The 24,088-nt window shown below is 65.8% G+C and carries 26 protein-coding genes; 12 read left to right on the top strand and 14 right to left on the bottom strand.

Annotated elements, in window-relative coordinates:
- Nucleotides 1–16 precede the first annotated feature (16 nt).
- On the top strand, nucleotides 17–1,396 hold the full coding sequence (locus tag CH292_RS01050) for an MFS transporter (RefSeq protein ID WP_094653814.1): 1,380 nt from the start codon (nucleotides 17–19) through the stop codon (nucleotides 1,394–1,396).
- Between the two features lie 110 nt (nucleotides 1,397–1,506).
- Entirely contained in the window at nucleotides 1,507–1,842 is a 336-nt protein-coding gene (locus CH292_RS01045; RefSeq protein WP_094653813.1) for a hypothetical protein, read from the top strand.
- Between the two features lie 133 nt (nucleotides 1,843–1,975).
- On the opposite strand, the gene CH292_RS01040 is transcribed toward CH292_RS01045, so the two are convergent.
- From CH292_RS01040 to sdhC, 4 genes are read right to left on the bottom strand one after another with little or no spacing between them, the layout of a single operon-like run.
- A complete protein-coding gene (locus CH292_RS01040) occupies nucleotides 1,976–2,755 on the bottom strand; it encodes a succinate dehydrogenase iron-sulfur subunit (protein WP_019666216.1) in 780 nt (259 codons plus the stop codon).
- A 1-nt stretch (nucleotide 2,756) separates the two neighbouring features.
- The gene (gene sdhA / locus CH292_RS01035) at nucleotides 2,757–4,508 is read right to left on the bottom strand and encodes a succinate dehydrogenase flavoprotein subunit (protein WP_019666215.1); all 1,752 of its coding nucleotides are present in this window, start codon (nucleotides 4,506–4,508) and stop codon (nucleotides 2,757–2,759) included.
- A 16-nt stretch (nucleotides 4,509–4,524) separates the two neighbouring features.
- Nucleotides 4,525–4,980: a succinate dehydrogenase hydrophobic membrane anchor subunit gene (locus CH292_RS01030; RefSeq protein ID WP_019666214.1), complete on the bottom strand. Its 456-nt coding sequence runs from the start codon at nucleotides 4,978–4,980 to the stop codon at nucleotides 4,525–4,527.
- Complete coding sequence (sdhC, locus tag CH292_RS01025) at nucleotides 4,980–5,390, bottom strand: succinate dehydrogenase, cytochrome b556 subunit (RefSeq protein WP_094620628.1); 411 nt, start codon at nucleotides 5,388–5,390, stop codon at nucleotides 4,980–4,982. The genes CH292_RS01030 and sdhC overlap by 1 nt, the downstream gene beginning before the upstream one ends.
- Before the next feature lie 268 nt (nucleotides 5,391–5,658).
- Between sdhC and CH292_RS01020 the strand changes: the two genes are divergently transcribed.
- From CH292_RS01020 to CH292_RS01010, 3 genes are all read left to right on the top strand, one after another.
- The gene (locus CH292_RS01020; protein ID WP_094653824.1) at nucleotides 5,659–6,072 is read left to right on the top strand and encodes a cytidine deaminase; all 414 of its coding nucleotides are present in this window, start codon (nucleotides 5,659–5,661) and stop codon (nucleotides 6,070–6,072) included.
- Nucleotides 6,065–7,345 (top strand): thymidine phosphorylase, encoded by a 1,281-nt coding sequence (locus CH292_RS01015; protein ID WP_094653812.1) that lies wholly within the window; start codon nucleotides 6,065–6,067, stop codon nucleotides 7,343–7,345. The genes CH292_RS01020 and CH292_RS01015 overlap by 8 nt, the downstream gene beginning before the upstream one ends.
- Nucleotides 7,346–7,414: 69 nt before the next feature.
- On the top strand, nucleotides 7,415–8,539 hold the full coding sequence (locus CH292_RS01010) for an adenosine deaminase (protein ID WP_094653811.1): 1,125 nt from the start codon (nucleotides 7,415–7,417) through the stop codon (nucleotides 8,537–8,539).
- 20 nt (nucleotides 8,540–8,559) lie between these two features.
- Here CH292_RS01010 and CH292_RS01005 read toward each other — a convergent pair whose 3' ends face one another.
- From CH292_RS01005 to CH292_RS00985, 5 genes are read right to left on the bottom strand one after another with little or no spacing between them, the layout of a single operon-like run.
- Complete coding sequence (locus CH292_RS01005; RefSeq protein WP_020112179.1) at nucleotides 8,560–9,822, bottom strand: hypothetical protein; 1,263 nt, start codon at nucleotides 9,820–9,822, stop codon at nucleotides 8,560–8,562.
- Between the two features lie 15 nt (nucleotides 9,823–9,837).
- On the bottom strand, nucleotides 9,838–10,140 hold the full coding sequence (locus tag CH292_RS01000) for a YbaB/EbfC family nucleoid-associated protein (protein WP_230595720.1): 303 nt from the start codon (nucleotides 10,138–10,140) through the stop codon (nucleotides 9,838–9,840).
- Nucleotides 10,137–10,478, bottom strand: a complete 342-nt coding sequence (locus tag CH292_RS00995) for a hypothetical protein (protein WP_094626491.1) — start codon at nucleotides 10,476–10,478, stop codon at nucleotides 10,137–10,139. Before CH292_RS00995 ends, CH292_RS01000 begins: the two co-directional genes overlap by 4 nt.
- Nucleotides 10,475–11,641 carry a C40 family peptidase gene (locus CH292_RS00990; protein ID WP_094653810.1) on the bottom strand — a complete coding sequence of 389 codons (1,167 nt, stop codon included), beginning with the start codon at nucleotides 11,639–11,641 and terminating at the stop codon, nucleotides 10,475–10,477. The genes CH292_RS00995 and CH292_RS00990 overlap by 4 nt, the downstream gene beginning before the upstream one ends.
- Nucleotides 11,638–11,937 carry a type VII secretion target gene (locus CH292_RS00985; RefSeq protein WP_026347965.1) on the bottom strand — a complete coding sequence of 100 codons (300 nt, stop codon included), beginning with the start codon at nucleotides 11,935–11,937 and terminating at the stop codon, nucleotides 11,638–11,640. The genes CH292_RS00990 and CH292_RS00985 overlap by 4 nt, the downstream gene beginning before the upstream one ends.
- Before the next feature lie 106 nt (nucleotides 11,938–12,043).
- Between CH292_RS00985 and upp the strand changes: the two genes are divergently transcribed.
- Nucleotides 12,044–12,667: a uracil phosphoribosyltransferase gene (upp, locus tag CH292_RS00980; RefSeq protein ID WP_026347964.1), complete on the top strand. Its 624-nt coding sequence runs from the start codon at nucleotides 12,044–12,046 to the stop codon at nucleotides 12,665–12,667.
- On the opposite strand, the gene CH292_RS00975 is transcribed toward upp, so the two are convergent.
- Complete coding sequence (locus CH292_RS00975; protein ID WP_230621115.1) at nucleotides 12,649–12,981, bottom strand: hypothetical protein; 333 nt, start codon at nucleotides 12,979–12,981, stop codon at nucleotides 12,649–12,651. The genes upp and CH292_RS00975 overlap by 19 nt on opposite strands.
- Nucleotides 12,982–12,984: 3 nt before the next feature.
- On the opposite strand from CH292_RS00975, the gene CH292_RS00970 reads away from it, so the two are divergent.
- Nucleotides 12,985–13,590 carry a DUF2797 domain-containing protein gene (locus CH292_RS00970; RefSeq protein ID WP_256977826.1) on the top strand — a complete coding sequence of 202 codons (606 nt, stop codon included), beginning with the start codon at nucleotides 12,985–12,987 and terminating at the stop codon, nucleotides 13,588–13,590.
- Between the two features lies 1 nt (nucleotide 13,591).
- Here CH292_RS00970 and CH292_RS00965 read toward each other — a convergent pair whose 3' ends face one another.
- Together CH292_RS00965 and CH292_RS00960 are read right to left on the bottom strand one after the other, a co-directional pair.
- The gene (locus CH292_RS00965) at nucleotides 13,592–15,193 is read right to left on the bottom strand and encodes a phospho-sugar mutase (protein ID WP_094653808.1); all 1,602 of its coding nucleotides are present in this window, start codon (nucleotides 15,191–15,193) and stop codon (nucleotides 13,592–13,594) included.
- Nucleotides 15,190–16,023: a purine-nucleoside phosphorylase gene (locus CH292_RS00960; RefSeq protein WP_094653807.1), complete on the bottom strand. Its 834-nt coding sequence runs from the start codon at nucleotides 16,021–16,023 to the stop codon at nucleotides 15,190–15,192. The genes CH292_RS00965 and CH292_RS00960 overlap by 4 nt, the downstream gene beginning before the upstream one ends.
- A gap of 74 nt (nucleotides 16,024–16,097) precedes the next feature.
- On the opposite strand from CH292_RS00960, the gene CH292_RS00955 reads away from it, so the two are divergent.
- The 3 genes from CH292_RS00955 to CH292_RS00945 are packed head-to-tail and all read left to right on the top strand — an operon-like array spanning nucleotide 16,098 to nucleotide 19,165.
- Nucleotides 16,098–16,805, top strand: a complete 708-nt coding sequence (locus CH292_RS00955; RefSeq protein ID WP_094653806.1) for an enoyl-CoA hydratase-related protein — start codon at nucleotides 16,098–16,100, stop codon at nucleotides 16,803–16,805.
- 15 nt (nucleotides 16,806–16,820) lie between these two features.
- Nucleotides 16,821–17,990, top strand: coding sequence for a M20 family metallopeptidase (locus CH292_RS00950; protein ID WP_094653805.1), 1,170 nt, complete (start codon nucleotides 16,821–16,823; stop codon nucleotides 17,988–17,990).
- On the top strand, nucleotides 17,987–19,165 hold the full coding sequence (locus CH292_RS00945) for a M20 family metallopeptidase (RefSeq protein WP_020112170.1): 1,179 nt from the start codon (nucleotides 17,987–17,989) through the stop codon (nucleotides 19,163–19,165). Before CH292_RS00950 ends, CH292_RS00945 begins: the two co-directional genes overlap by 4 nt.
- 6 nt (nucleotides 19,166–19,171) lie before the next feature.
- Here CH292_RS00945 and CH292_RS00940 read toward each other — a convergent pair whose 3' ends face one another.
- Complete coding sequence (locus CH292_RS00940) at nucleotides 19,172–19,633, bottom strand: gamma-glutamylcyclotransferase (protein WP_026347963.1); 462 nt, start codon at nucleotides 19,631–19,633, stop codon at nucleotides 19,172–19,174.
- A 170-nt stretch (nucleotides 19,634–19,803) separates the two neighbouring features.
- Between CH292_RS00940 and CH292_RS00935 the strand changes: the two genes are divergently transcribed.
- Nucleotides 19,804–21,210: an NAD(P)H-quinone dehydrogenase gene (locus CH292_RS00935; RefSeq protein ID WP_019666193.1), complete on the top strand. Its 1,407-nt coding sequence runs from the start codon at nucleotides 19,804–19,806 to the stop codon at nucleotides 21,208–21,210.
- Nucleotides 21,211–21,349: 139 nt separating this feature from the next.
- Nucleotides 21,350–22,531: a PLP-dependent aminotransferase family protein gene (locus tag CH292_RS00930; protein ID WP_094653804.1), complete on the top strand. Its 1,182-nt coding sequence runs from the start codon at nucleotides 21,350–21,352 to the stop codon at nucleotides 22,529–22,531.
- Here CH292_RS00930 and glpK read toward each other — a convergent pair.
- The gene (glpK, locus tag CH292_RS00925) at nucleotides 22,516–24,021 is read right to left on the bottom strand and encodes a glycerol kinase GlpK (protein ID WP_020112167.1); all 1,506 of its coding nucleotides are present in this window, start codon (nucleotides 24,019–24,021) and stop codon (nucleotides 22,516–22,518) included. The two genes, CH292_RS00930 and glpK, sit on opposite strands and share 16 nt — an antisense overlap.
- Between the last annotated feature and the right edge of the window lie 67 nt (nucleotides 24,022–24,088).

The raw sequence follows: 24,088 nt of genomic DNA, 5'->3' as shown, positions 1-24,088 counted from the left end.
GGTATTTCCTCGCGGGCTGGCGCTGCTCGTCGCCGGCGCGTTGTTCATGGAAATTCTCGACGCGACGGTCATCGCGACCGCTGTGCCCGCGATGGCCGAATCGTTCGGAGTGGATCCGGTCGACATCGGTATCGCCATCTCGTCGTACATCCTCACGCTCGCCGTTCTGATCCCGGCGAGCGGGTGGATGGCCGACCGCTTCGGTGTTCGACGTGTGTTCCTGGCTGCGATCGTGGTGTTCACCGCGGCGTCGATCGGGTGTGCGCTGAGCCCGACCCTTCCGGCTCTGGTCGTGATGCGGGTACTGCAAGGCGTCGGCGGCGCCATGATGGTGCCGGTCGGCAGGCTGGCAGTGCTGCGCGCCACGACGAGAACCGAACTCGTGCGAGCGATCGCGTACCTCACCTGGCCTGCACTGACCGCGCCGGTCATCGCCCCCGCGGTCGGCGGCGCAATCGTCACCTATGCGTCCTGGCGGTGGATCTTCCTGATCAACGTGCCGCTCGGCATCATCGGATTCGTGGTGGGACTGCGGCTCGTGCGCGGCGTCGACGGCAGCCGGGCGCGTCGGCCACTCGACTGGCGCGGGTTGGTGGCTACTGCCGTCGGTGTCGCGGTGTTGATCGTGTCCCTAGACGGTGTTCGCACCGAGGGAACGAACTGGCTCACGGTGGGAACCGGCGTGGTCTTCGCGGCGCTGGTCCTGGCTGTCGCCGCTGTTCACCTGACCCGGACCGAGCATCCGCTGCTGGACCTGACGGTGCTGAAGATCGAGTCGTTCCGCAACACCGCGACCTACGGATCGTTCTACCGCATGCTGATCACGGCTGTCCCGTTCCTGCTGCCGTTGATGTTCCAGCTTCGCTTCGGCTGGTCGCCGTTCGTCTCCGGACTGATGGTCATCGCTCTGTTCGCGGGCAACATCCTCGTCAAGCCGACGACGACGCCGCTCATGCGACGATTCGGAATCAGGACCGTCATCATCGCCGACGGAGCGTTGTCGGTGCTGTGCTTCGGAGCGATAGCACTCGTCGACGTGGACACGTCGCCGGTGATCATCGCTGCCGTCCTGGTGATCAGTGGGGCGTTGCGGTCCGTCGGATTCACCGCGTACAACACCCTGGCCTTCGCGGACATCGACAGCGACAGACTCACCCACGCCAACACGTTCCACGCGTCGGCTCAAGAGCTGTTCTCCGGATTGGGCGTCGCGCTGGGAGCAATCGCCCTGACCGTGTCCACCGGCGTCGTCGGCGGGTTGGGGTGGCAGTCGGGGCAGGCGTTCGCACTGTCCTTCGCCTCACTGGGGGTCCTCATGACCGTCGTGGTGGTCGGCGGCCTACTCCTCCCGTCCGACGCCGGTGCCGCGGTGACGAAGCCCAAGACCTCGGCCTGATCCACCCTGGTGGACGATGAGAATTTCCTCATCTCGGCTTCCTCTTCCTCTCACGTTCGGAGGACATGCTTGCCATGTCACCGAAAGTCGGACATCGAAGGGAACACACCATGAGGAAAGTAGTCACACTCGCCGTCGCCGGATCCGCGGCGACACTTCTCGCACTCGGCGGAATCGGCGCCGTCGCACTCGCCGACGACAGCCCAGCGCCCGCACAGCTACCGACATCGGCTCCGACCGCACCCGACTCCGCGCCGGCATCGCCGAACCCAACCGATCCAGGGGTACCACCGCAGCCGTTCGACGACGACTGGCACGACGACGACTGGGACGACCGGCACGATGATGACTGGGACGACCGGCACGATGATGACTGGGACGACCGGCACGACGATGACTGGGACGACCGGCACGACGATGACTGGGACGACCGGCACGACGACTGATTCCCCCTCGACGCAGCGGGGCCTGTCCGACCCACCACATACGCGAAAGGGCCGTGCATACGATCAGATCGTATGCACGGCCCTTTCACGCGATCAGCGGTGCGGCTACCCGCGACGCCGTGGCGACAGAGGTCTAGCGAGCGAACAACAGTGCGCGCTTGACTTCCTGGATCGCCTTGGTGACCTGGATGCCACGGGGGCATGCGTCGGTGCAGTTGAAGGTGGTGCGGCAGCGCCACACGCCTTCGACGTCGTTGAGGATGTCCAGACGCTCGGAGGCGCCTTCGTCGCGGCTGTCGAAGATGAACCGGTGTGCGTTGACGATGGCGGCCGGACCGAAGTAGCTGCCGTCGCTCCAGAAGACGGGACACGACGTGGTGCAGCATGCACAGAGGATGCACTTGGTCGTGTCGTCGAACCGGGCGCGGTCGGCCTGGCTCTGGATGCGCTCACGCGTCGGCTCGTTGCCGCTGGCCATGAGGAACGGCTTGACGGCGCGGAAGGCATCGAAGAAGGGCTCCATGTCGACGATGAGGTCCTTCTCGACCGGCAGACCCCTGATGGGCTCGATCGTGATGGTCAACGACTTGGACGAGTCCTTCGGCAGCATGTCACGCATCAGCACCTTGCAGGCGAGACGGTTGACGCCGTTGATGCGCATGGCGTCGGAGCCGCAGACACCGTGCGCACAGGAGCGACGGAACGTCAGGGTGCCGTCGAGGTAGCCCTTCACGTACAGCAGCAGGTTGAGCAGGCGGTCCGTCGGCAGCGTCGGCACCTGGAAGCTGTCCCAGTGCTGCCCTTCGCCGTTCTCCGGGTTGAAGCGGGCGATCTTCAGGGTGACCATCACTGCACCGTTGGGCACGGGCGGCTCGGCGACCTGATCTGGCTTGTCGAGAGTGGGGGCGCTCATATCAGTACTTCCGCTCCATCGGCTCGTAACGGGTCTGGATTACCGGCTTGTAGTCCAGACGGATGTCGGTGAGCAGGCCAGTGCCTTCTTTGTAGGCCATGGTGTGCTTCATGTACTCGTCGTCGTTGCGGTTGGGGTAGTCCTCGCGTGCGTGCCCGCCGCGCGATTCCTTCCGGTTGAGTGCTCCGACGACCGTGACCTCTGCCATCTCGAGCAGGAAGCCGAGTTCGACGGCCTCGAGGAGATCGCTGTTGTAGCGAGTTCCCTTGTCCTGCACGGTGATGTGGTTGTACCGCTCCTTGAGGGCGCGGACGTCCTTCAGCGCGGTCTCGAGACGCTCCTCGGTACGGAACACCGAGGCGTTGTTGTCCATGGACTGCTGCAGCTCGGTGCGGATGTCCGCGACGCGCTCGTGGCCGTGGTCGGACAGAACGAGCTCGAGCCACTCCTCGACCATCTTCGCCGGCTCCTCCGGAAGCGGGGTGAAGTCCACGGAGTTGGCGTACTTGGCCGCTGCGATGCCCGAGCGACGTCCGAAGACGTTGATGTCGAGCAGCGAGTTGGTGCCGAGACGGTTTGCGCCGTGCACCGACACGCATGCGCACTCACCTGCCGCATAGAGGCCGGGGACGATGTCGTCGTTGTTGCGCAGCACCTCACCGTTGATCTTGGTGGGGATACCGCCCATGACGTAGTGGCACGTCGGGTAGACGGGCACGGGCTCCTTCACGGGGTCCACGCCGAGGTAGGTGCGCGAGAACTCCATGATGTCCGGGAGTTTCTCGTCGAGAACTTCCTCGGGGATGTGCGTGACGTCGATGTAGACGTAGTCCTTGTTGGGACCGCCACCGCGTCCTTCGAGTACCTCGAGGACCATCGAGCGCGCGACGATGTCGCGAGGTGCGAGGTCCTTGATGGTGGGGGCGTAGCGCTCCATGAAGCGCTCGCCGGACTCGTTGCGGAGGATGCCGCCCTCGCCTCGCACGGCCTCGGAGATGAGGATGCCGAGACCTGCGAGACCTGTCGGGTGGAACTGGTGGAACTCCATGTCCTCCAAGGGAAGTCCCTTGCGGAAGACGATGCCCATACCGTCGCCGGTGAGCGTGTGGGCATTGGAGGTGGTCTTGTACATCCGGCCCGAGCCGCCCGTCGCGAAGACGATCGACTTGGCGTGGAAGATGTGCAGTTCGCCCGTCGCCAACTCGTAGGCGATGATGCCGGTCGCAACCGGACCGTTGTCCGTCTCGGTCAAGCAGAGATCGAGCGCATAGAACTCGTTGTAGAACTCCACGTCGTGCTTGACGCAGTTCTGGTAGAGCGTCTGGAGGATCATGTGGCCGGTGCGGTCGGCGGCGTAACACGCACGTCGAACGGGGGCCTTGCCGTGGTCACGGGTGTGGCCACCGAAACGACGCTGGTCGATCTTGCCCTCGGGTGTCCGGTTGAACGGCAGACCCATCTTCTCGAGGTCCAGAACGGCGTCGATCGCTTCCTTGGCCATGATCTCGACGGCGTCCTGGTCGGCGAGGTAGTCGCCACCCTTGACGGTGTCGAAGGTGTGCCACTCCCAGTTGTCTTCCTCGACGTTGGCGAGTGCGGCACACATGCCACCCTGCGCGGCACCGGTGTGCGAGCGCGTCGGGTAGAGCTTGGTCAGTACCGCCGTGCGGGCCCGGGGGCCGGCTTCGATGGCTGCTCGCATGCCTGCGCCGCCGGCGCCGACGATGAGCACGTCATAACGATGTTCCTGCATGAATGCTTCAGTTCCCTTAGCTCGCCGAAATGTTCGGATCGAAGGTGAAGATGACGTAGGTGCCCAAGCCCATGATCAGGATCATCGACAGTACGAGCAGCGTCGTCAGCCAGAATCGGGTCGAGTCCTTGCGCGAGTAGTCCGCGATGATGGTGCGCAGGCCGTTGCCTCCGTGCAGCTGAGCCAGCCACAGCATCGTCAGGTCCCAGAACTGCCAGAAGGGGCTCGACCAGCGTCCGGCGACGAACGCGAAGTTGATGCGGTGCACTCCCTCGTCGAGCATCAACATGATGAACATGTGGCCCAGAACGAGGACGACGAGCGCGAGTCCGGAGAATCGCATGAACAGCCATGCGTACAGCTCGAAGTTGCCGCGGGACTTCCGGCGCGGCGAGCGCGGGTTGTCCAGGCTTGCCGGTCGGTCGTAGGTCTTGCCGAGGGACTTGGCCTCGGATCCGTGTGTCGTTGCCATCAGTGCCCGCTCGCTGTGAACATGTTGTAGAAGATTCGGCCCGCTCCCGGAATCATGACCACGATCCACACCGCGGCGATGACCCACAGCATCAGCTTCTGGTACTTCGGTCCCTTGGACCAGAAGTCGACCAGCATGACGCGGATGCCGTTGAGTGCGTGGTACAGCACTGCAGCGACGAGACCGATCTCCATGAGGCCGACGAGCGGCGTCTTGTAGGTGTCGATGATCGCGTCGTACGTCTCGGGGTTGACCCGGACCATTGCGGTGTCCAGAACGTGGACGAACAGGAAGAAGAACACCAACACACCGGTGATCCGGTGCAGAACCCAGGACCACATTCCGGGATCACCGCGGTACAGAGACCGCTTACGCTCCTTGGCCGGAGCGACTTCCGTCGTGCTACTCATCGAGTGCAAAGCCTCCAACGTCATTGGTGGACGCGTCGAGCCTGGTAGCCGGGGCTTGAATGCCTGGCTCGATTTGTCTTACTCCGGCTCCGAACGGTTATCGAATGCCGCCGTCTTCGAACTCTAAACCCATTGGAAACTTGGAACTAATTCGACTCGAGATTCGTACTGACCTGCATTTCGTTGTTAGGTTTGCCTTCCCAATTCTTCGGGATCGGTTCAGTCGTCTGTGGTGCACGGCGGACTCGCCCGTGATTTGATTGTGAGCATGCCTGAAATCGACTGGAAAACGTTGCGAGACAAAGCTCATGAGGTTATGAGGCAAGCCTATGCGCCGTACTCCGACTATCCGGTCGGTGCCGCGGCTTTAGTGGACGATGGGCGAATTGTCACCGGATGCAATGTGGAAAATGTCTCATATGGTTTGGGGCTCTGCGCAGAGTGTGGGCTCGTGTCCAACCTTCATTCGACCGGAGGCGGACGTTTGGTCGCCTTCGCATGTTGCGACAGCCGCGGGCAGAAGTTGATGCCCTGCGGCCGATGCAGGCAGTTGTTGTTCGAGTTCGGCGGGGCCGGGTTGCTCGTCGACGCCGCATCCGGACCGACCCCGCTGGGGGACCTGCTGCCGTCTGCCTTCGGTCCGGACGACCTCGAATCGGGCAGAGTGGGGAACCATGTCTGACGCAACTTCCGTCATCTCCGCCAAACGCGACGGCCACGAGCTCACCGCCGACCAGATCGATTGGGTGATCGACGCCTTCACTCGGGGCGTCGTCGCCGACGAGCAGATGGCCGCCCTCGCGATGGCCATCTTCTGGCGAGGCATGTCGCGCTCCGAACTGAGCCGATGGACGTCGGCGATGATCGCGTCTGGATCGACGATGGACTTCAGCGGTCTGCCCCGGCCCACCGTCGACAAGCACTCGACGGGGGGAGTGGGTGACAAGATCACGTTGCCCCTCGCCCCGCTGGTGGCCGCCTGCGGCGCTGCGGTTCCCCAGCTGTCCGGTCGGGGGCTGGGCCACACCGGGGGCACGCTCGACAAGTTGGAGTCCATTTCTGGGTGGCGCGCGGACCTGACCGGCGACGACATCCACCGGATCCTCGCCGATCCCGCGGTCGGTGCCGTCGTCTGCGCCGCCAACGCGGACCTCGCGCCCGCCGACAAGAGGCTCTACGCCCTGCGTGACGTCACCGGAACCGTCGAGTCGATCCCGTTGATCGCCAGTTCCATCATGAGCAAGAAGATCGCCGAAGGAACCGGCGCACTCGTCCTGGACGTCAAGGTGGGCGCGGGCGCGTTCATGAAGAACCTCGCCGACGCTCGGACATTGGCGGAAGCCATGGTCGATCTCGGAAGCGACGCAGGTGTGCGCACCATCGCTCTTCTGACAGCGATGGATTCACCGCTCGGACTGACCGCAGGCAACGCGCTCGAAGTCGAGGAATCGCTGGAAGTTCTCGCCGGCGGAGGGCCCGCGGACATCGTCGAACTGACGGTCACGCTTGCCCGAACGATGCTGTCCGCAGCCGGAATCGAAGGTGTCGACCCCGCGGACAAGCTGGCCGACGGTACTGCCATGGACCGGTGGAAGGCGATGATCTCCGCGCAGGGCGGAGATCCGTCGGCTCCGCTTCCGGTCGCGGCGGAGTCGCACGACATCACCGCCGAGTCCGACGGTGTGATCACGGGCCTCGATGCGATGGGTGTGGGCGTCGCCGCCTGGAGGCTCGGCGCGGGGCGGGAGCGGCAGGGCGAGCCGGTGCAGGCGGGCGCCGGGGTACGTCTGCACGCGAAGCCTGGGGACCGCGTCACCGCCGGGCAGAAGATCGCCACCCTCTACACCGACACCCCCGAGAAGTTCGAGTACGCGACGGCGGCGATGGCCGACGCCTGGTCTTTCGGAGACACGTTCGAGGCGTCGCCCATCGTCCTGGAACGAGTGGGCGGGTAGCGCGCAGCCGTGGGTGCGGCGCGGGGCCGATGACACGCGAACGTTCGACGATCGCGCTACCGTCGGACCATGAGTACCGCGACCAGATCGACAGAGTCCACCGGCGGGTCGTCGCCGCTCGACCTCCCCACCATCAAGACCGCTCCGAAAGCACTGCTGCACGACCATCTCGACGGCGGTCTGCGGCCGCAGACCGTCCTGGAGCTCGCCGAGGAATGCGGATACGACGGCGTGCCCGCGACGGACGGACAGGCTCTCGGGGAGTGGTTTCGCACTGCCGCCGACAGTGGTTCGCTCGAGCGGTACCTCGAAACCTTCGCGCACACCGTTGCGGTGATGCAGACACCGGAGGGGTTGTCGAGGGTTGCGCGTGAGTGCGCCGAGGATCTCGCCGACGACGGGGTCATCGACGCAGAGGTCCGCTTCGCACCCGAGCAACATCTGGATCGAGGGCTCTCGCTCGACCAGGTCGTCGAGCACGTTCTCGAAGGATTCCGGGCCGGCGAGTCGGCGGCACGGGTGAACGGCAAGAGGATTCGGGTCGGTTGTCTGCTGACGGCCATGCGCCACGCGGCGCGGTCTCGGGAGATCGCCGAGCTGGCGGTGCGCTTCCGTGATCGCGGTGTCGTCGGGTTCGACATCGCCGGTGCGGAAGCAGGCTTCCCTCCGAGTCGTCACCTCGACGCATTCGAGTACATGCGAGCAGCCAACGCGCACTTCACCATCCACGCCGGTGAGGCCTTCGGGCTGCCGTCGATCCAGGAGGCCGTCGCGTTCTGCGGGACGGACCGACTCGGGCACGGAGTGCGAATCATCGACGACATCGACGTCTCCTCCGACGGTGTCCCGAACCTCGGCCTGCTCGCCGCATACGTGCGGGACAAGCGGATGCCCCTGGAACTGTGCCCCAGCTCCAACGTTCAGACAGGTGCAGTCGACAGCCTCGAGAAGCATCCGTTCGATCTGTTGGCCCGGCTGCGTTTCCGCGTCACCGTCAACACCGACAACCGGCTCATGAGCGACACCACCATGTCACGCGAGATGCACAAGCTGGTGAGCACATTCGGATACGGCTGGACGGACCTCGAGCGGTTCACCATCAATGCCATGAAGTCCGCGTTCATCCCGTTCGACGAACGACTCGAGCTGATCGACGACGTCGTCAAACCGGGTTACGCGGTACTCGTCGGCTGAACCGGCGAGCCGGCCACAGGTCACTCCTTGCGTAGGCGGGCCTCGAATTCGCGTTCGAGCGCCCGCCACGCCTCGGCTTCGACGGCGAACGGCGGACTCGGCGCCAGCCTGTTCGGATCCGGCTCGAGGGTGTACGACACGTACCACCCCAGAGGCGTGGAACTGGCGAGCGCTTCCTCCACCGAATCGTCGTCGGCGAAGTCCGCTGCATCGGTGAACAATTCGACGGCCAGATCCAGCTGGTCGGTATCCACCGAATCCGGACCCTCGGCGAGGTCGTCGGCCAGGCCGGGGAGGACGTAGACGTTGTCGTCGGTCACCTCGATCTGCAGTGAGCCGTCGATCGCGGCCGTCTGAACGTCGGCGAACGTGCTGACCTTGGCGAGATCGTGATCGTGATCGTCGGCGAGGTAGCGGGCCAGCGAACGCTCGGACCCGAACACGGTGATGGACCCGGTGCGCCCGAGGAAGATCGGCTCGTCGTCGATGTAGCACCGCAGGGTGTAGTAGGTGTCCTCGGACGTGATGATGCGTACCGGGTCGATACCGACACCCGCCCAGAAATCGTCCTCGGCGGCGTGCACGGCAATGGGATCCGGATCCTCCTCGGTGTCGCTCTCGCCGTCCTCGGTGTCCTCGTCGGGGTCGTCCTCGCTGAGATCGTCGGCGTCGACGATGTTCTCCGCGGCGGCCAGTAGTTCCGCCTCCGCGACGTCCACGGCCTTGGCGTCGACGTCGGGTGTGGTGACCACCGAGTCGATGGCGTCGATGATGTCGTCCCAGCTCTTGGCGATGGACGCACCGATGCGGTCCCACAGCTTCTGGCCGTCCTTGCCGACGTAGGCGTCGACGCCGAGACCTACCGAACCCAGGTGGGGGTTGCCGGCGAAGAACGAAGCGACAGAGTTGATCTCACAGACGTCGCCGATGGTCTGAACCATCTCGAAGATGGCAGTGAGCTCGGCCAGGACGTCGGAGTCGGGTTCCTCGGCAACGAGCTCCGGCACACCGACCAGATCGAACCGGTGTAGATCGTCGGGCTCGAGCTCGTTCGCCGCAAGCGAGGACACGACCGTCCACGACGGATGGTCGACGAGGTCGTTGTCGTTGTCGTTCCGGATGAATGCGGCGAGGTGAGCAACGGCTTCGAAGCCGTAGAGGTCTTCCTCGTGCCCGAGGAACGCCTCCCACTCGTCGTCGCCCTCTCGCCACTCCGGAGCCCACAGGGTGACGAAGTCGCCGCGGGTGAGACCAAGTTCGATCGGGATGATGTCGCCAGCCATGGCCGGAAGCCTATCTCAGGTCTCTGAGAGGGAACTTTGCATCCTGTCCAAGATCGCCGCGCGACGTTCGAGAGCTTCCCGCGCCGCGTCGGAGGACAGTTCGACGATTGCTCGTCCGAGGTCCCGGGCCGACGTTCCCGTGAGGTCGGGTGCCAGCTCCAGCGCGGTCAACGCACCGCTGCCGTCGACGGTGACCGACACGTGCCCGTCCTCGGTGCGACGTGTGACCTGCAGCGATGCCAGTGCCTCCGATGCGTCGTGCATGGTGTCCAGAGCACGGTCCGCGTGTGCCACGAGCATGACGATTGGATCGGTCACAGTGGTGTCATCCACGACGACGGTGGCTGCTCGGTGTCCATCAGTTCGTTCTCCGCGTCCGCGACGTCGGATGCGGACGGCAGGCCGAGCATGTCCAGGACGTCCCTGCTCATCCCCGATTGTTCTAGAAGTGTTCTCCGTTCGGCACGCGCCCGTTCGGTTGCGCGCCTGCAGAGATCGAGCACCGTGGCAGCCAATTCTGCACCCCCGTAGCGGAGTTCGGCCGAACCGATGTGAATGGACACAGGCAAGCCGGACTCGGATGCACGTACCCGTACCGAGTCGTCTCGAGTAGCCGCCTGCGCGATCATCGGCTCGCTCGTCGTCTCGTCCGTCATTCGGTGGGCCTGTAGAAGCCCTTGAAGCCCATGCCGGAGTTGGTCGTCCTGATCTCGCCGACCTGTACCGGGTCACCTGCTTCCACGAGTTGGCCGTTCCCGATGACCATCGCGACATGGCCGTCCCACACAGCCAGATCGCCCGGCATCAGCTCGTCCTGCCCGACTTGGGTGCCGACGTTCTGTTCCTGAGCCAGCCGCGGAATCTCGACTCCCTGCTCTCCGTACGCCCACTGGGTGAGCCCGCTGCAGTCGAGGCCCTGCCCGGGGGACGTGCCTCCCCAGACGTACGGAGTGCCCTGCTGAGTCAGAGCGCTTCTGACTGCACCCGCGGCTTGCTCGTTGGGAGCAGTCGCGACGCTGCCGTCGGGCAGAGCGACCTGAACGCCGCGGCCGGGCGCGCCGGTGTCGGCTGTCGTGCGGTCCGGAGTTCCGGTGTACATCGACATGCCCGACGGGGGAGGCGATGCGGCCGGACCCGAGGACGGTGAGAGGAGCGAGGACTGTGCGTCGGGCATCGAGGGTGCCGACGCGGACACCGTACGAAGGAAGTTCCGACCGAACTGGCTTCCCGGATCGGATCCAGGAGCCGCGGCCGTCACGGTCCTGACCGGGGCCGGGGCGGGGGAGGCGGCGGTGGGAGCAGCACCGGCGGGCTCGGGAACCGGCGGTGGCGCCGCGTACGCGCCGATCTCCGCTGCGTGGCCGGCGAGCTCGGCTCGCACACGTGCGACGACGGCGAGCGCCCGCTGCAGATGATCGATTGCCGCACCGATCAGCATTGTCGACCCGGCCGGAGTGAACAGCACGGGTGCGGCAGTGGTGGCCACCGCGACGAAGGACTGCAGGATGCCGTGGAGCTCGGCCAAGCCGGCTTGTACCTTGTCGCATGCGCGGTCCACGACGGCCGCGATCTCGTCACCGTGCTCGGACAACCCGATCGCGCTCGTCTGCGCCTGTCCGGCGAGGTCCAGCGCCGCCGTCGCGGCCGGACCACTCCACGTAGCAGCCAGTTCTCCGATGGCGGATCGCCCGATGCTCTGCACGGAGTCGAGTGCCCGAGACGACGATCTCAGTACATCCGCCGGACCACCTGCGGGAATGATTCCCGACCCGAATCCGCCCAGCAGATCCGTGATCGGTTTCGCCAGCACATCGATCACGCCAGGCTCGCAGCCGTCGACGCGTCGGTGGTGTCGTACCCGGCGGCCGACGCGGACGCAGCAACCCCGATGCTCGCGACGGTGCCGGCCAGCCGGGACACCGCAGCGGTGTGCGCAGTGTGCACCGCGGTGAACGCGGCGAGGAATTCCGTCCCGATTGCGCCGAACACCGGCGCGAGCACGGCCGGGCCCGTCGCGGCCGTGGCGGCGGCCGCGACGGCGACCTCGGCCGCCATGGACCCCGCCGTCGACGAGAACGCGTGTATCCCCGCTGCCACTGCCGAAATCTCCGTCACCGGTTCCCCCAGGTTGCTCGAGCCGCTCGATCCGCGCAGGGAAATCCCTACATTTATCTTCGACGCAACCGAGGGCCGATCGGTTCCCACAATTATCCTTGGATCCATGGAAACTCACGTGGTCGAACATCCACTGGCCGCAGCACTGCTCACGAGGATGCGCGACGAGCGCAGCGACAACGCAACCTTCCGCTCCGCCCTTCGCCAACTCACCCACATGTTGGTCTACGAAGCCACCCGCGACGCGGCGATCGAGACGTTCGACGTCAAGACTCCGGTCGCCGTCACCAGTGGCACGCGGCTGAGCAAGCCGCCACTGCTGGTTCCCGTCCTCCGCGCAGGACTGGGGATGGTCGAGAAAGCGAGCGGTCTCATCCCGCAGTCGCGTGTCGGCTTCGTCGGGATGGCGCGTGACGAGCAGACGCACCAGCCGGTGCCGTACATGGAATCGCTGCCCGACGACCTGTCGACGACGCCCGTGTACGTGCTCGATCCCATGCTGGCGACCGGCGGGTCCATGGTTCACACGATCGAATTGCTCGTCGAGCGGGGTGCAGCGGATGTGACGTGCATCTGCGTCGTTGCCGCACCGGAGGGCGTGGCGGCGTTGGAGGCGTCGGGACTGCCGGTGCGACTGGTCGCCGCGAGCATCGACGACGGTCTGAACGAGGATGCCTTCATCGTTCCCGGGCTCGGCGACGCCGGTGACCGTCAGTTCGGTCCACGCTGAGCGTCTCGCTGGTCCTCGGGGTCACCTGGCCCGCGCAGGAGGGTGACCCTCGGTTGCGTGTGCTGGACGTCGAGTCGCGTGAGGTGAGAACGGTCGATCTGCGCGGCGGGCATCTCGGGTTCCACGCGCTCGGTGCCCAGCGCTGGTGCACCGGGCGTGTGGCGTTCGGGGCGGCGCCCGGATATGTACCGTGCCCCGATCAACGTCCCGTGGACAGCGGTAGTCAGTGCGAGGAGTGCGAGTCGAAGGATCCGTTCCGGTTCGTGCACACCGTCCACCGCGGAGGATTCGTGTCGAAGGATCTCGAACCTCATGTGATGCAACCGCATTGGTTGTACATCGCGACGTTCGCGGGCGGAGTGCACAAGGTCGGTACCGCAGCGGATACCAGGAAATGGGGCAGGCTCGCCGAGCAGGGAGCGGTCTGCGCCGAGTACGTGGCGCGGGCCGACGACGGCAAGATCGTACGGGTGCTCGAAGATCGCGTCACCGAGCGACTCCAGGTACGCCAAGCCGTCCGGTCGTCGGCGAAGGCCGCGGCCCTGGCCCTCCCCGTCGACACTGCACGGTTGGGTGCTGCGACGGCGTCACTGGCGACGACGGTGCGCGAGGACCTCGCTCCGGTGTCCGACGACCCCGGGTATCGCGTCGTCACCGAATCCTGGGAGGTGGCAGGGTTCCGCGACCTTGCCTCCGGCAACCGGCTCGCCTACCCCGGCGACCTCACGAGCGGCCCGCACGGATTCACCGTGAATGCCTGCATCGGTCAAACGGCCATCGTGGACATCGCCACGTCGACCACGGGACGAGACGCCGCCGACGAGACGTCGTACGTGGTGGATCTGCACGCGCTGAAAGGGCGCCGAATCAGGTTCGGGGACTACACGTCCGACCTTCCCGCCGTCCAGACCGCACTGTTCTAGGTCACAGGTCCTGCGCGAAGGCCCTCAGTTCGTCGAGCGCCGCCTGCGCCCGGACTCGTGCGTCCGCCAGTCCCTCGCGGGAGTCCACGGGTTCGACGACCTCGAGGTACGCCTTCACTTTGGGCTCCGTCCCGGACGGCCTGACGATGATGCGTACGCCTTGTCCGGCGAGCTCCACCGCGTCGGTGCGCAGCGCGCCTGCATTCTGCAGATAATCCGTGACGGTGAGTGGGCGAGGGCCCAAGTCGGTCGGTGGAGCGTGCCTCAGATCCGCCATCATCCGGGTGATCCGATCGGTGTCCTCGACTCGCTTGGACACCTGTGCGCCCGCGTGCACTCCGAACTCGACGGCGAGATCGTCGAGAGCGTCCAGGAGCGTGCGTCCGTTCTGCTTCAGCGTCGCAACGAGATCTGCCAGCATCACGGCAGCGGAGATTCCGTCCTTGTCGTTGACCGACTGTGGGTCGACGCAGTGCCCGATCGCTTCCTCGTAGGCGTACACCAGGCCGTCACCCGCACGGACGAGCCACTTGAATCCGGTGAGGGTTCGTGCGTAGCGCGCACCCCGGGCCGGTGCAAGTTTCGACAGCAACTGCGAGGAGACGATGGTGTTGGCCACCAACGAGTTCGGAGGTGCGTTGCTCAGAATGTGCTCCGCGAGCAGTGCACCGGTCTCGTCACCGCTGAGCATGCGCCACCCGTCGAGGCCCGGGACCCCGATCGCGCAGCGATCCGCGTCCGGATCCAACGCGATCGCCAGATCTGCCTCGATCTCGTGGGCCAGCGCGAGCACGGCGTCGGCGGCGCCAGGCTCCTCCGGGTTGGGGAAGTCCACCGTCGGAAACTCGGGGTCTGGGTCGAATTGGCTTGTCACGAATGAGATGTCGCGGAATCCGGCGCTGCGTAACGCTGCGACCGCGACCTCGCCGCCGACGCCGTGCATCGGCGTCAGTGCGATGCGGATGCCGCGTTCGGTCGAACGTGCCAGGGGCGCAATCGTGTCGAGGTAGCGTGCGGTGACGTCGGAGCCACCGGAGAAGACGATGGTTCGTGGGACGTCGGCGGCGGGACCGACTGCGGCGATCTCCGCCTCGATCTCGTTGTCTGCGGGCGGAACCAACTGCGCGCCTCCACCGAGGTACACCTTGTATCCGTTGTCCGCGGCGGGATTGTGCGACGCCGTGATCTGGACGCCCAACTCGGCGTTCAGGGCTCGCACGGCGAACGCGAGGACGGGTGTCGGCAGTGGTCGGGGGAGCAGGACGACGTCGAAGCCCTGTGCTGCGAAAACCTCGGCGGCTGCCGTTGCGAAGGCATCGGAACCGTGTCGCGCATCGCGGCCGACGACGACCGTGCTTCCGTCGAGCTTCTGCTTGTGCAGCCACGCTGCGATTCCGGCGGACGTGCGGGTGACGACCGCGACGTTCATGCCGTTGGGGCCTGCACGCACTGCGCCTCGCAGTCCTGCAGTGCCGAAACTCAGTGGTGCCGAGAATCGTTCCGCGAGTTCGCTTTCCGGGAGCTCGGCCAGCTCTTCTCGGGTGGCAGGGTCGGGATCGGCGGCGATCCACGCCGCGACCTGCGCCTGAAGGTCGGAGGTCACAGTGCGCCGACCAGGCGGTGCAGCAGCTCGCCCATCCGCTCCGCCGACGCCTTCCCGGCTTCCAGTACTTCCTTGTGATCGAGGTGCTCGCCGGTCATTCCGGCTGCAAGGTTGGTCACGAGGGACACGCCGAGGACACGGGCGCCCAGCGCACGTGCGGCGATGGTCTCGTGCACCGTCGACATTCCGACCAGGTCCGCACCGAGCGCTCGCAGCATCCTGATCTCGGCAGGAGTCTCGTAGTGCGGCCCTGGCAGGCCCGCGTAGACACCCTCCTCCAAGGTCGGATCGATGTCCTGGGCAAGGGCACGCAGCTCGGGCGAGTAGGCATCGACGAGGTCGACGAACTCTGCCCCGATCAGTGGGGATCGCGCCGTCAGATTCAGGTGATCGGAGATCAGCACGGGCTGTCCGACGCTCATGCCCTCGCGGATTCCGCCCGCGGCGTTGGTGAGAACCACCGTGCCGACACCCGTCGCGATGGCCGTGCGAATCGGGTGGACTACACGGCGGAGCTCGTGGCCCTCGTACGCATGGGTGCGTCCCTGCAGCAGCAGGGTGTCGGTGTCTCCGACCTTCACGGATGTGATGGTGCCCGAGTGCCCGGACGCCGACGGCGGGGCGAACCCGGGGAGGTCGCTCATCGACACCGTGGCGGTCGGTGCGCCGAATCGGTCGGCTGCGGCCTGCCACCCGGAGCCGAGCACGATCGCGACCGAGTGCGAGGCGACACCGGTCGCGTCGGCGATGGCCTGCGCAGCGCCGGCGGCGGCATCGGCCGGGTCGACCGTCGGGTCTGCAGTGCTGGAGTTCGAGTCAGAAGTTCCCACGGTTGACCACCCTAGGAGATGGGTGTCCCGTGGTTCTTGGACCATCGCATGTTACCGATGGGTAGGATTGCCGCATGCCATATCTCGAGCGCAACGGTGACGTCCACATTCTCTTCCTCGGCGACCAGGACGGTCCCGAGAACAACGAGAACCGCTTCCATCCCGACTGGATCGACCGTGTGCACGCACTGCTCGACGAGGTGGAGGCCGTGGAAGGCCCGGCGGCGCTGGTGACGACGGCGACCGGCAAGTTCTTCACCAACGGACTCGACACCGACTGGCTGTTCGCCAACCTCGACAAGATCACGTCCTACCTCGACCGCGTCCACACGCTCTACACACGGATGTTGACCTTTCCGATGACGACGATCGCCTCGGTGCAGGGCCATGCGTTCGGCGCAGGTGCCATGTTGGCCACCGCGCACGATTTTCGGATCGTGCGGGCCGACCGAGGGTTCTACTGCCTTCCGGAGGTGAACCTGAACATGCCGTTCACGGTGGGCATGTCCGCCCTCGTCAACGGCCGGTTGCCGAAGCAGACCGCGGTCGAGGCCATGACGACAGGACGCCGCTACGGAGGTGCGGACGCGGTCGCGGCGGGGATCGCCGACGCCGCCGTCGACGCGGATCAGGTGCTGGTCGCTGCTGTCGAGCGGGCCGCCGCGTCGACGAGCACGCGGGGGAAGAACCTGGCGGGGATCAAGGCAGGGATCCACGCCGACGTCCTCGCAGCGTTGAACATTCCGACCGGTGAGAGCAACTTCAGCTTCGGAAACCAGTAGTGACAGACTGGTGCGGTGATCGATGAGACCGACAGCGGTGTCCACCGCGCCGCACCAGAGCTGCTCGCGCTGTCGCACTCGATTCATTCCGAGCCCGAGCTCGCGTTCGAGGAGCATCGAAGTGTCGCCAAACTGACCGACCTACTCGCCGCCCACGATTTCGCGATCGAACGCGGTGTGGCCGATCTTCCCACCGCATTCACGGCGACGTTCGGTAGCGGAGATTTGGTCATCGGCATCTGCGCGGAGTACGACGCACTACCGGAGATCGGCCATGCGTGCGGACACAACATCATCGCCGCAGCCGCCGCGGGTGCAGCGGTGGCTCTTGCCCCGCTCGCCGACAGCCTCGGCATCACCGTGCGTCTTCTCGGCACTCCCGCCGAGGAGAGCGGCGGCGGCAAGGTGCTGATGCTCGAACGCGGGGTCTTCGAGGGTGTCGGTGCGGCGCTGATGGTGCATCCCGGCCCGTTCGACATCGTCGGGGCGACATCGTTGGCGTTGTCGGACCTCGCGGTGACGTACATCGGGCGCGCGGCACACGCGTCGGCTGCCCCGGAGTGGGGAATCAACGCCGGTGACGCCGTCACCGTCGCGCAGGTCGCCGTCGGTCTTCTGCGCCAACACCTGTCGCCGGGACAGCAACTGCACGGGATCGTCGGCGACGGTGGGCTGGCGCCCAACATCGTTCCCGGCCATGCCGAGCTTCTGTACTACCTGCGGGCGACGTCGTCGGAATCGCTTGCGGCTCTGACGCGCAAAGCGTTCGGCTGCTTCGAAGCGGGGGCTGTCGCCACAGGCTGTACTCACGAGATCCGCACCGTGTCACCGACGTACGAGGAACTGACCCCCGACCCGTGGCTGGTCGCGCAGTTCCGGCGCGAGGCCGAAGCGATCGGTCGTTCACCATTGGCACCCGAACTGGAAGGATTCCGCCCACTGGGCAGCACCGACATGGGAAATGTGACGAACGTTCTGCCGGGGATCCACCCGGTCATAGGCTTGGATTCGGCAGGTGCGGTGACGCATCAACCGGAGTTCGCGGCAGCCTGCATCACCGAGTCGGCGGATACCGCGGTGCTCGACGGAGCGCGGTTGCTCGCGCGAACAGCAGTGCGCGCGGCACAGGACCCGGCTGTGCGCGATCGCCTGCTCGACGGCGCGGAAGCGCGGGCGAGCAGATGACGATCGCGTCGACCGACGATCGGTTCGCCCTCGTCGACAAATGGATCCTCGACCACACCGACGAGCTGTCGGAGTGGCGTCGTCACATTCACGCCAACCCCGAGCTCGCTCGCCAGGAGTTCGCCACCACTGCGTTCGTCGTCCAGAAACTCGAAGCCGCCGGCCTGAGCCCGAAATTGTTGCCGGGCGGAACGGGACTGACGTGCGACATCGGACCCAGCGGCCCTCGCGTCGCGCTGCGCGCGGACATGGATGCGTTGCCGCTGCAGGAATTCACGGGCGCGTCGTACAGCTCGACGGTCCCCGGTGTGTCCCACGCCTGCGGACACGACGCCCACACGACGGTACTTCTCGGCACGGCGCTGGCGTTGGCGTCGCTGCCGGACCTGCCGTTCGGGATCAGGCTCATTTTCCAGCCCGCCGAGGAAGTCATGCCCGGTGGTGCCCTCGACGTGGTCGCCGCCGGCGGTCTCGACGGTGTGTCCAAGATCTTCGCACTGCACTGCGACCCGAGGCTCGAGGTCGGCAAGGTGGGAGTGCGCGTCGGCGCCATCACGTCCGCGGCCGACACCGTCGAACTACGCCTGGACTCCCCGGGCGGTCATACGTCCCGCCCGCATCTGACGGCGGATCTGGTGCACGCACTCGGAACCGTGATCACCGGCTTGCCCGGCATGCTCAGCAGGCGGATCGACCCGCGGACCAGCACGGTGATGGTGTGGGGCGCAGTTGTCGCGGGTCAGGCACCGAACGCGATCCCGCAGACAGGCATGCTCACCGGAACCGTCCGTACGGGCGATCACGAGACCTGGGCACTTCTCGAGCCACTGGTGACGGAAATCGTCGCGGGCTTGCTCGCCCCGACGGGCGTCCGATTCGAACTGAACTACCGGCGCGGGGTTCCGCCCGTGGTCAACGGACCCGAGGTGACGCGAACGTTCGAGAACGCCATCCGCAGGCTCGGGCCGACGGCGCTCGCGGACACGCCTCAGTCCGGCGGAGGCGAGGATTTCTCCTGGTATCTGGAAGATATTCCGGGTGCCATGGCCAGGCTGGGAGTGTGGTCCGGCTCCGGACCCCAGCTCGACATTCACCAGCCGACGTTCGACCTGGACGAGCGCGCTCTCGCGGTGGGCGTCAAGGTACTGACCGGTATCGCCCTCGACCCCCACTGACGTGAGCTAGGGGGTGCCGGGTCCGACGTTCCTGCTGTTGCGCGTGCGGAGGTCTCGGACGTACTCGGCGGGCGCCCCGGCGATCTCCGCTGCCTCGGCCATGACCCCGAGGTAGCGCGCGGACGGCAGGCCTCCCTCGTAGGCGTCCAGCACATAGAGCCACGCGAGCACCGGCCCGTCCGCGGTGTCGACACGCAAGCGAACCTTGCGGTGGATGCCGAGCTCCGAGCCTTCCCACCGGTCCAGGCTCTGCTCGTCCTCGTCCGACACGTCGTAGAGCACGACGAAGACCTTCTCGTCTGCATCGGGTGCAACGGTGGCCAGCGCACCTTCCCAGCCGATATCGCCGCCACCGAACGTCAGGCGCCACCCATGCAACCATCCTGTTCCGGACAGCGGGGAGTGAGGGCAACGCTGCAACATCTGCTCCGGATGCATGTTCGATCCGTAGGCGGCATAGATTGGCACGTCGGCCAGCCTAAACCGTCGGCGTGCGGTCGGTCGCGGGCCGACCCCGGATCGTGGCATTCGTGCTGGTCGAGGCGAAGTGAAGTAATCCTTACCACTGCATGACGCGCGTCACTGGAATAGCCTCGATGTCAGCAACGAGGCTCCCCCAATCTTCAGAAAGAGGATCAATGACGACGCGGATCGTGATCATCGGTGGCGGACCCGCTGGGTACGAGGCAGCACTGGTGGCGGCGCAGCACGGGGGAACGGTGACGCTCGTCGACGCCGACGGGATCGGTGGTGCGTGTGTTCTGTGGGACTGTGTGCCGTCGAAGACCTTCATAGCGTCGACCGGCATCAGAACGGAGATGCGGCGCGCGAGCGATCTCGGCATCGCCCTCGACCCGTCGCAGGCGGCGATCGCTCTGCCGCAGATCCACGAGCGTGTGAAGTCGCTCGCGCAGGCGCAGTCCGCGGACATCGCCGCCCGTGTGCGATCGGTGGGCGTCGAGCTCATCTCGGGTCGAGGTGAGCTGATCGACTCGAAGGTGGGAATGGCCGCGCATCAGATTCGCGCGACGCTCGCCGACGGGTCCGAGCGGATCCTCGACGCCGACGTCGTACTCATCTCGACGGGGGCGAGCCCGCGCATCCTGAAGGGCGCCGAGCCCGACGGTGAGCGCATTCTCAATTGGCGTCAGCTCTACGATCTCGATGCACTTCCCGAGCACCTCATCGTCGTCGGCTCCGGTGTGACCGGTGCCGAGTTCGTCTCGGCGTACACGGAGATGGGCGTGAAGGTCACCGCCGTGTCCAGCCGTGATCGTGTGTTGCCGCACGAGGACGAGGATGCAGCGCTGGTGCTCGAGGACGCGTTCAACGAGAGGGGCGTCACCCTCGTCAAGCATGCCCGCGCGGATTCGGTGGAGCGCACCGACAACGGTGTCATCGTGAAACTGGCCGACGGACGCACGGTCGAGGGATCCCACGCTCTGATGACGGTCGGTTCGGTTCCCAACACCTCCGGGCTGGGGCTGGGGAACGTGGGGATCGAGCTCGACAAGGGTGGTTACCTGCGCGTCGACCGCGTCTCTCGTACGTCCGTGGCCGGTATCTACGCCGCAGGCGACTGCACCGGATTGCTGCCTCTGGCCTCGGTCGCGGCGATGCAGGGCCGCATCGCGATGTACCACGCTCTCGGTGAGGGCGTCACGCCGATCAAGCTGAAAACCGTTGCCTCGGCGGTGTTCACGCGTCCCGAGATCGCGTCGGTGGGCGTCAGTCAGTCCTCGATCGACAAGGGTGAGGTGCCGGCCCGGACCGTCATGCTTCCCCTGGCAACCAATCCGCGGGCCAAGATGTCCGGCCTCAAGCGTGGTTTCGTCAAGATCTTCTGCCGCCCCGCGACGGGTGTGGTCATCGGCGGCGTCGTCGTCGCCCCGACGGCATCGGAACTGATCCTGCCGATCGCGATGGCCGTGCAGAACAACCTGTCCGTGGGCGATCTCGCTGCGACGTTCTCGGTGTACCCGTCGCTGACCGGATCGATCACCGAAGCTGCTCGTCAGCTCATGCGGCACGACGACCTGGACTAGCTGCTGTCTCGAAATGTGAGATCCGCATTTCATATTTTGATTTGTCATGACATAGTGGAGGAGCCGACCACCATCCGGCTCCTCCACACCCCAGTCGATCCTCGGGTTCTTTCAGACGCATCCGACACGGGGAGATCTCATGACTTCTACCTTTCCGACCCTGGCACGCCGACTCGACACCGTGCACAGTTCCGCCATTCGTGATCTTCTCGCGCTCACCGCGCGAGGTGACGTGATCAGCATGGCGGGCGGGCTACCGGCCACGGAATTGATTCCGCTGCAACGGATTCGCGACGCCGCGCACGACGTTCTGGCCGAGACCGCGTCGGTCCAGTACGGCGAGACCTCCGGCGTTCGCGGGCTCCGAGACATCGTTGCCGCCCGCGAATCGGCCGCGATCGGACGCAGAATCGACGCGTCCGAGGTCGTCGTGACGCACGGTTCGCAGCAGGCCTTGACGCTGGTCGCGCAAGCAGTGGTCGACCCGGGGGCAGTCGTCGTCGTGGACGAACCCGCCTACACCGGTGCCCTGCAGGTCTTCTCGATTGCCGGCGCCGACGTCCGTGCGGTTCCGATCGACAACGAGGGCATGGACGTCACAGCGTTGGAACGGCTGCTGGCAGAAGGGCTTCGGCCGGCCCTCGTCCATACCGTCAGCAACTTCCACAACCCGCGGGGAGTGACGATGTCGGCCGATCGCCGACGCGCACTCGCCGAACTGGCCGAACGGTACGGCTTCTGGATTCTCGAGGACGACCCATACGGGGAGATCTGGTTCGACGCACAGCCTCCGGCACCGATCGCGTCGCACTCGGACCGCGTCATCAGACTGTCGAGCGCGTCGAAAATTCTGGCGCCCGCGCTGCGGGTGGGGTGGTTGGTCGCGCCGAAACCCGTGTGCGACGCCGTCGAGCTGCTCAAGCAGGGCGCGGACCTGTGCGGATCGTCGATGACGCAGCAGATTGCGGCACGGCTCCTCAGCGACTCACCGTGGTTGACCGCGCACCTGGACACGTTGAGGGCCGAGTACGGCAGCCGCGCAGCCGCGTTGCATCGTGCTCTCACCACCACGTTCGGTGACGCCATGTCGGTGTCGCCTGCGGACGGCGGCATGTTCGTGTGGGCGACGCTGAACGACGGTACCGACGCGACGGCTCTGCTTCCGCGAGCGCTCGATCACGGCGTCGCGTTCGTCCCGGGTAGAGCCTTCGCGGACGACAGGGTGTACGAAGGCGCCATGCGGTTGTGCTTCGCCAGCGCCGAACCCGACGTTCTACACGAGGCCGTGCGCAGGTTGGCGTCGGCTCACGCGCTGTCGTAGGTGCGCTCGACCGCTCGATTCCACCGGGCGTACATCTCGTCACGAACGGTGGGGTCGAGGTCGGGCTCCCACGTCTTGTCGTCCGACCAGTTGGCGCGGATGTCGTCCTCGCCACTCCAGTAGTCGACGGCGAGCCCGGCAGCGTATGCCGCACCCAGTGCGGTGGTTTCGTTGACGACGGGGCGCACGACGGGAACGCCGAGTATGTCCGACTGGAACTGCATCAGCAGTTCGTTGACGACCATCCCGCCGTCGACCTTGAGCGTGGTCAGTTCCACGTCGGAATCGGCGCGCATCGCGTCGATCACTTCCCTGGTCTGAAACGCTGTGGCTTCCAATGCTGCTCGTGCGATGTGGCCCTTGTTGGCGAATCTGGTCAGTCCCGAGATCACGCCGCGGGCGTCGGGGCGCCAGCGCGGCGCGAACAGCCCGGAGAACGCGGGCACGAAGTAGACGCCGCCGTTGTCGTCGACGGTGCCCGCCAGGTCTTCGATGTCCTTCGCGTTCTTGATGATTCCGAGGTTGTCACGTAGCCACTGGACGAGCGAGCCGGTGACGGCCACGGAACCCTCCAAGGCGTAGACGGTGTCCTTGTCTCCCAGCTTGTAACAGACGGTGGTGAGAAGTCCGTGCTCGCTGCGGACGGGCGTGGTTCCGGTGTTGAGCAGTAGGAAGTTTCCGGTTCCGTAGGTGTTCTTCGCTTCACCGGGCTCGAGGCACGCCTGGCCGAACGTGGCGGCTTGCTGGTCGCCGAGGATGCCGGCGATCGGTACTCCGGCAAGCACTCCTTTCGGGCGTACCTCGCCGTAGATCTCCGAGGAGGTGCGGATCTCCGGGAGCATCGAGACGGGAATGTCGAAGTCTGCGCAGATGTCCTCGCGCCACTGCAACGTCTCGAGATCCATCAGCAACGTGCGTGAGGCGTTGGTGACGTCGGTGACGTGGATTCCGCCGTCGGTGCCTCCGGTCAGGTTCCACAGGACCCAGGAATCCATCGTGCCGAAGCACAACTCACCGGCCTCGGCGCGCTCACGTACGCCGTCGACGTTGTCCAGGATCCACCGAACCTTCGGCCCGGCGAAGTACGTGGAGAGGGGGAGTCCGGTGATGTGTTGGTATCGGTCCGTTCCCTCGTCACCGGCCAACCGGGTGCACAGCTCGTCGGTTCGAGTGTCCTGCCACACGATCGCGTTGTACACCGGCTTTCCCGTCGCGCGGTCCCACACCAGAGTCGTCTCACGCTGATTGGTGATGCCGACCGCGGCGATGTTCTCTGCTTTGACGTCGGCGTTGCCGAGCGCCGCGCCGACCACCTCGCGTACGTTGACCCAGATCTCCTCGGCGTCGTGTTCGACCCAGCCCGCCCGGGGGAAGATCTGCTCGTGCTCCTTCTGTGCCGACCCCACGGGCTTCCCGTCGTGGCCGAAGATGATGCACCGGCTCGAGGTCGTTCCTTGGTCGATCGAAGCGATGAAGGTGTCGGAGGTCACGTCTCTCCTTACGTAGGTGCGATGCACAGGGCGGGTACTCGCCTCGAACGGTAGCCTTGATTCGGCG

Origin of the sequence: Rhodococcus sp. 14-2470-1a, assembly GCF_002259425.1 — a bacterium.
GTDB classification, from domain to species: domain Bacteria; phylum Actinomycetota; class Actinomycetes; order Mycobacteriales; family Mycobacteriaceae; genus Rhodococcoides; species Rhodococcoides fascians_E.
Note: the sequence above shows the minus strand (reverse complement) of the source record. Positions and strands in the feature narration are given on the sequence as shown.

Excerpts from the sequence above, each read along its gene's own strand:
- CH292_RS01030 (WP_019666214.1), bottom strand. The coding sequence starts at position 4,980 with ATGGCAACGACACACGGATCCGAGGCCAAGTCCCTCGGCAAGACCTAC.
- sdhC (WP_094620628.1), bottom strand. The coding sequence starts at position 5,390 with ATGAGTAGCACGACGGAAGTCGCTCCGGCCAAGGAGCGTAAGCGGTCT.
- upp (WP_026347964.1), top strand. The coding sequence starts at position 12,044 with ATGGAAACTCACGTGGTCGAACATCCACTGGCCGCAGCACTGCTCACG.
- CH292_RS01010 (WP_094653811.1), top strand. The coding sequence starts at position 7,415 with ATGAGTACCGCGACCAGATCGACAGAGTCCACCGGCGGGTCGTCGCCG.
- CH292_RS01045 (WP_094653813.1), top strand. The coding sequence starts at position 1,507 with ATGAGGAAAGTAGTCACACTCGCCGTCGCCGGATCCGCGGCGACACTT.
- sdhA (WP_019666215.1), bottom strand. The coding sequence starts at position 4,508 with ATGCAGGAACATCGTTATGACGTGCTCATCGTCGGCGCCGGCGGCGCA.
- CH292_RS00955 (WP_094653806.1), top strand. The coding sequence starts at position 16,098 with ATGCCATATCTCGAGCGCAACGGTGACGTCCACATTCTCTTCCTCGGC.
- CH292_RS01040 (WP_019666216.1), bottom strand. The coding sequence starts at position 2,755 with ATGAGCGCCCCCACTCTCGACAAGCCAGATCAGGTCGCCGAGCCGCCC.
- CH292_RS00995 (WP_094626491.1), bottom strand. The coding sequence starts at position 10,478 with ATGACGGACGAGACGACGAGCGAGCCGATGATCGCGCAGGCGGCTACT.
- CH292_RS00930 (WP_094653804.1), top strand. The coding sequence starts at position 21,350 with ATGACTTCTACCTTTCCGACCCTGGCACGCCGACTCGACACCGTGCAC.
- CH292_RS00935 (WP_019666193.1), top strand. The coding sequence starts at position 19,804 with ATGACGACGCGGATCGTGATCATCGGTGGCGGACCCGCTGGGTACGAG.
- CH292_RS00970 (WP_256977826.1), top strand. The coding sequence starts at position 12,985 with ATGCAACCGCATTGGTTGTACATCGCGACGTTCGCGGGCGGAGTGCAC.
- CH292_RS00945 (WP_020112170.1), top strand. The coding sequence starts at position 17,987 with ATGACGATCGCGTCGACCGACGATCGGTTCGCCCTCGTCGACAAATGG.
- CH292_RS01020 (WP_094653824.1), top strand. The coding sequence starts at position 5,659 with ATGCCTGAAATCGACTGGAAAACGTTGCGAGACAAAGCTCATGAGGTT.
- CH292_RS01005 (WP_020112179.1), bottom strand. The coding sequence starts at position 9,822 with ATGGCTGGCGACATCATCCCGATCGAACTTGGTCTCACCCGCGGCGAC.
- CH292_RS01015 (WP_094653812.1), top strand. The coding sequence starts at position 6,065 with ATGTCTGACGCAACTTCCGTCATCTCCGCCAAACGCGACGGCCACGAG.
- CH292_RS00975 (WP_230621115.1), bottom strand. The coding sequence starts at position 12,981 with ATGAGGTTCGAGATCCTTCGACACGAATCCTCCGCGGTGGACGGTGTG.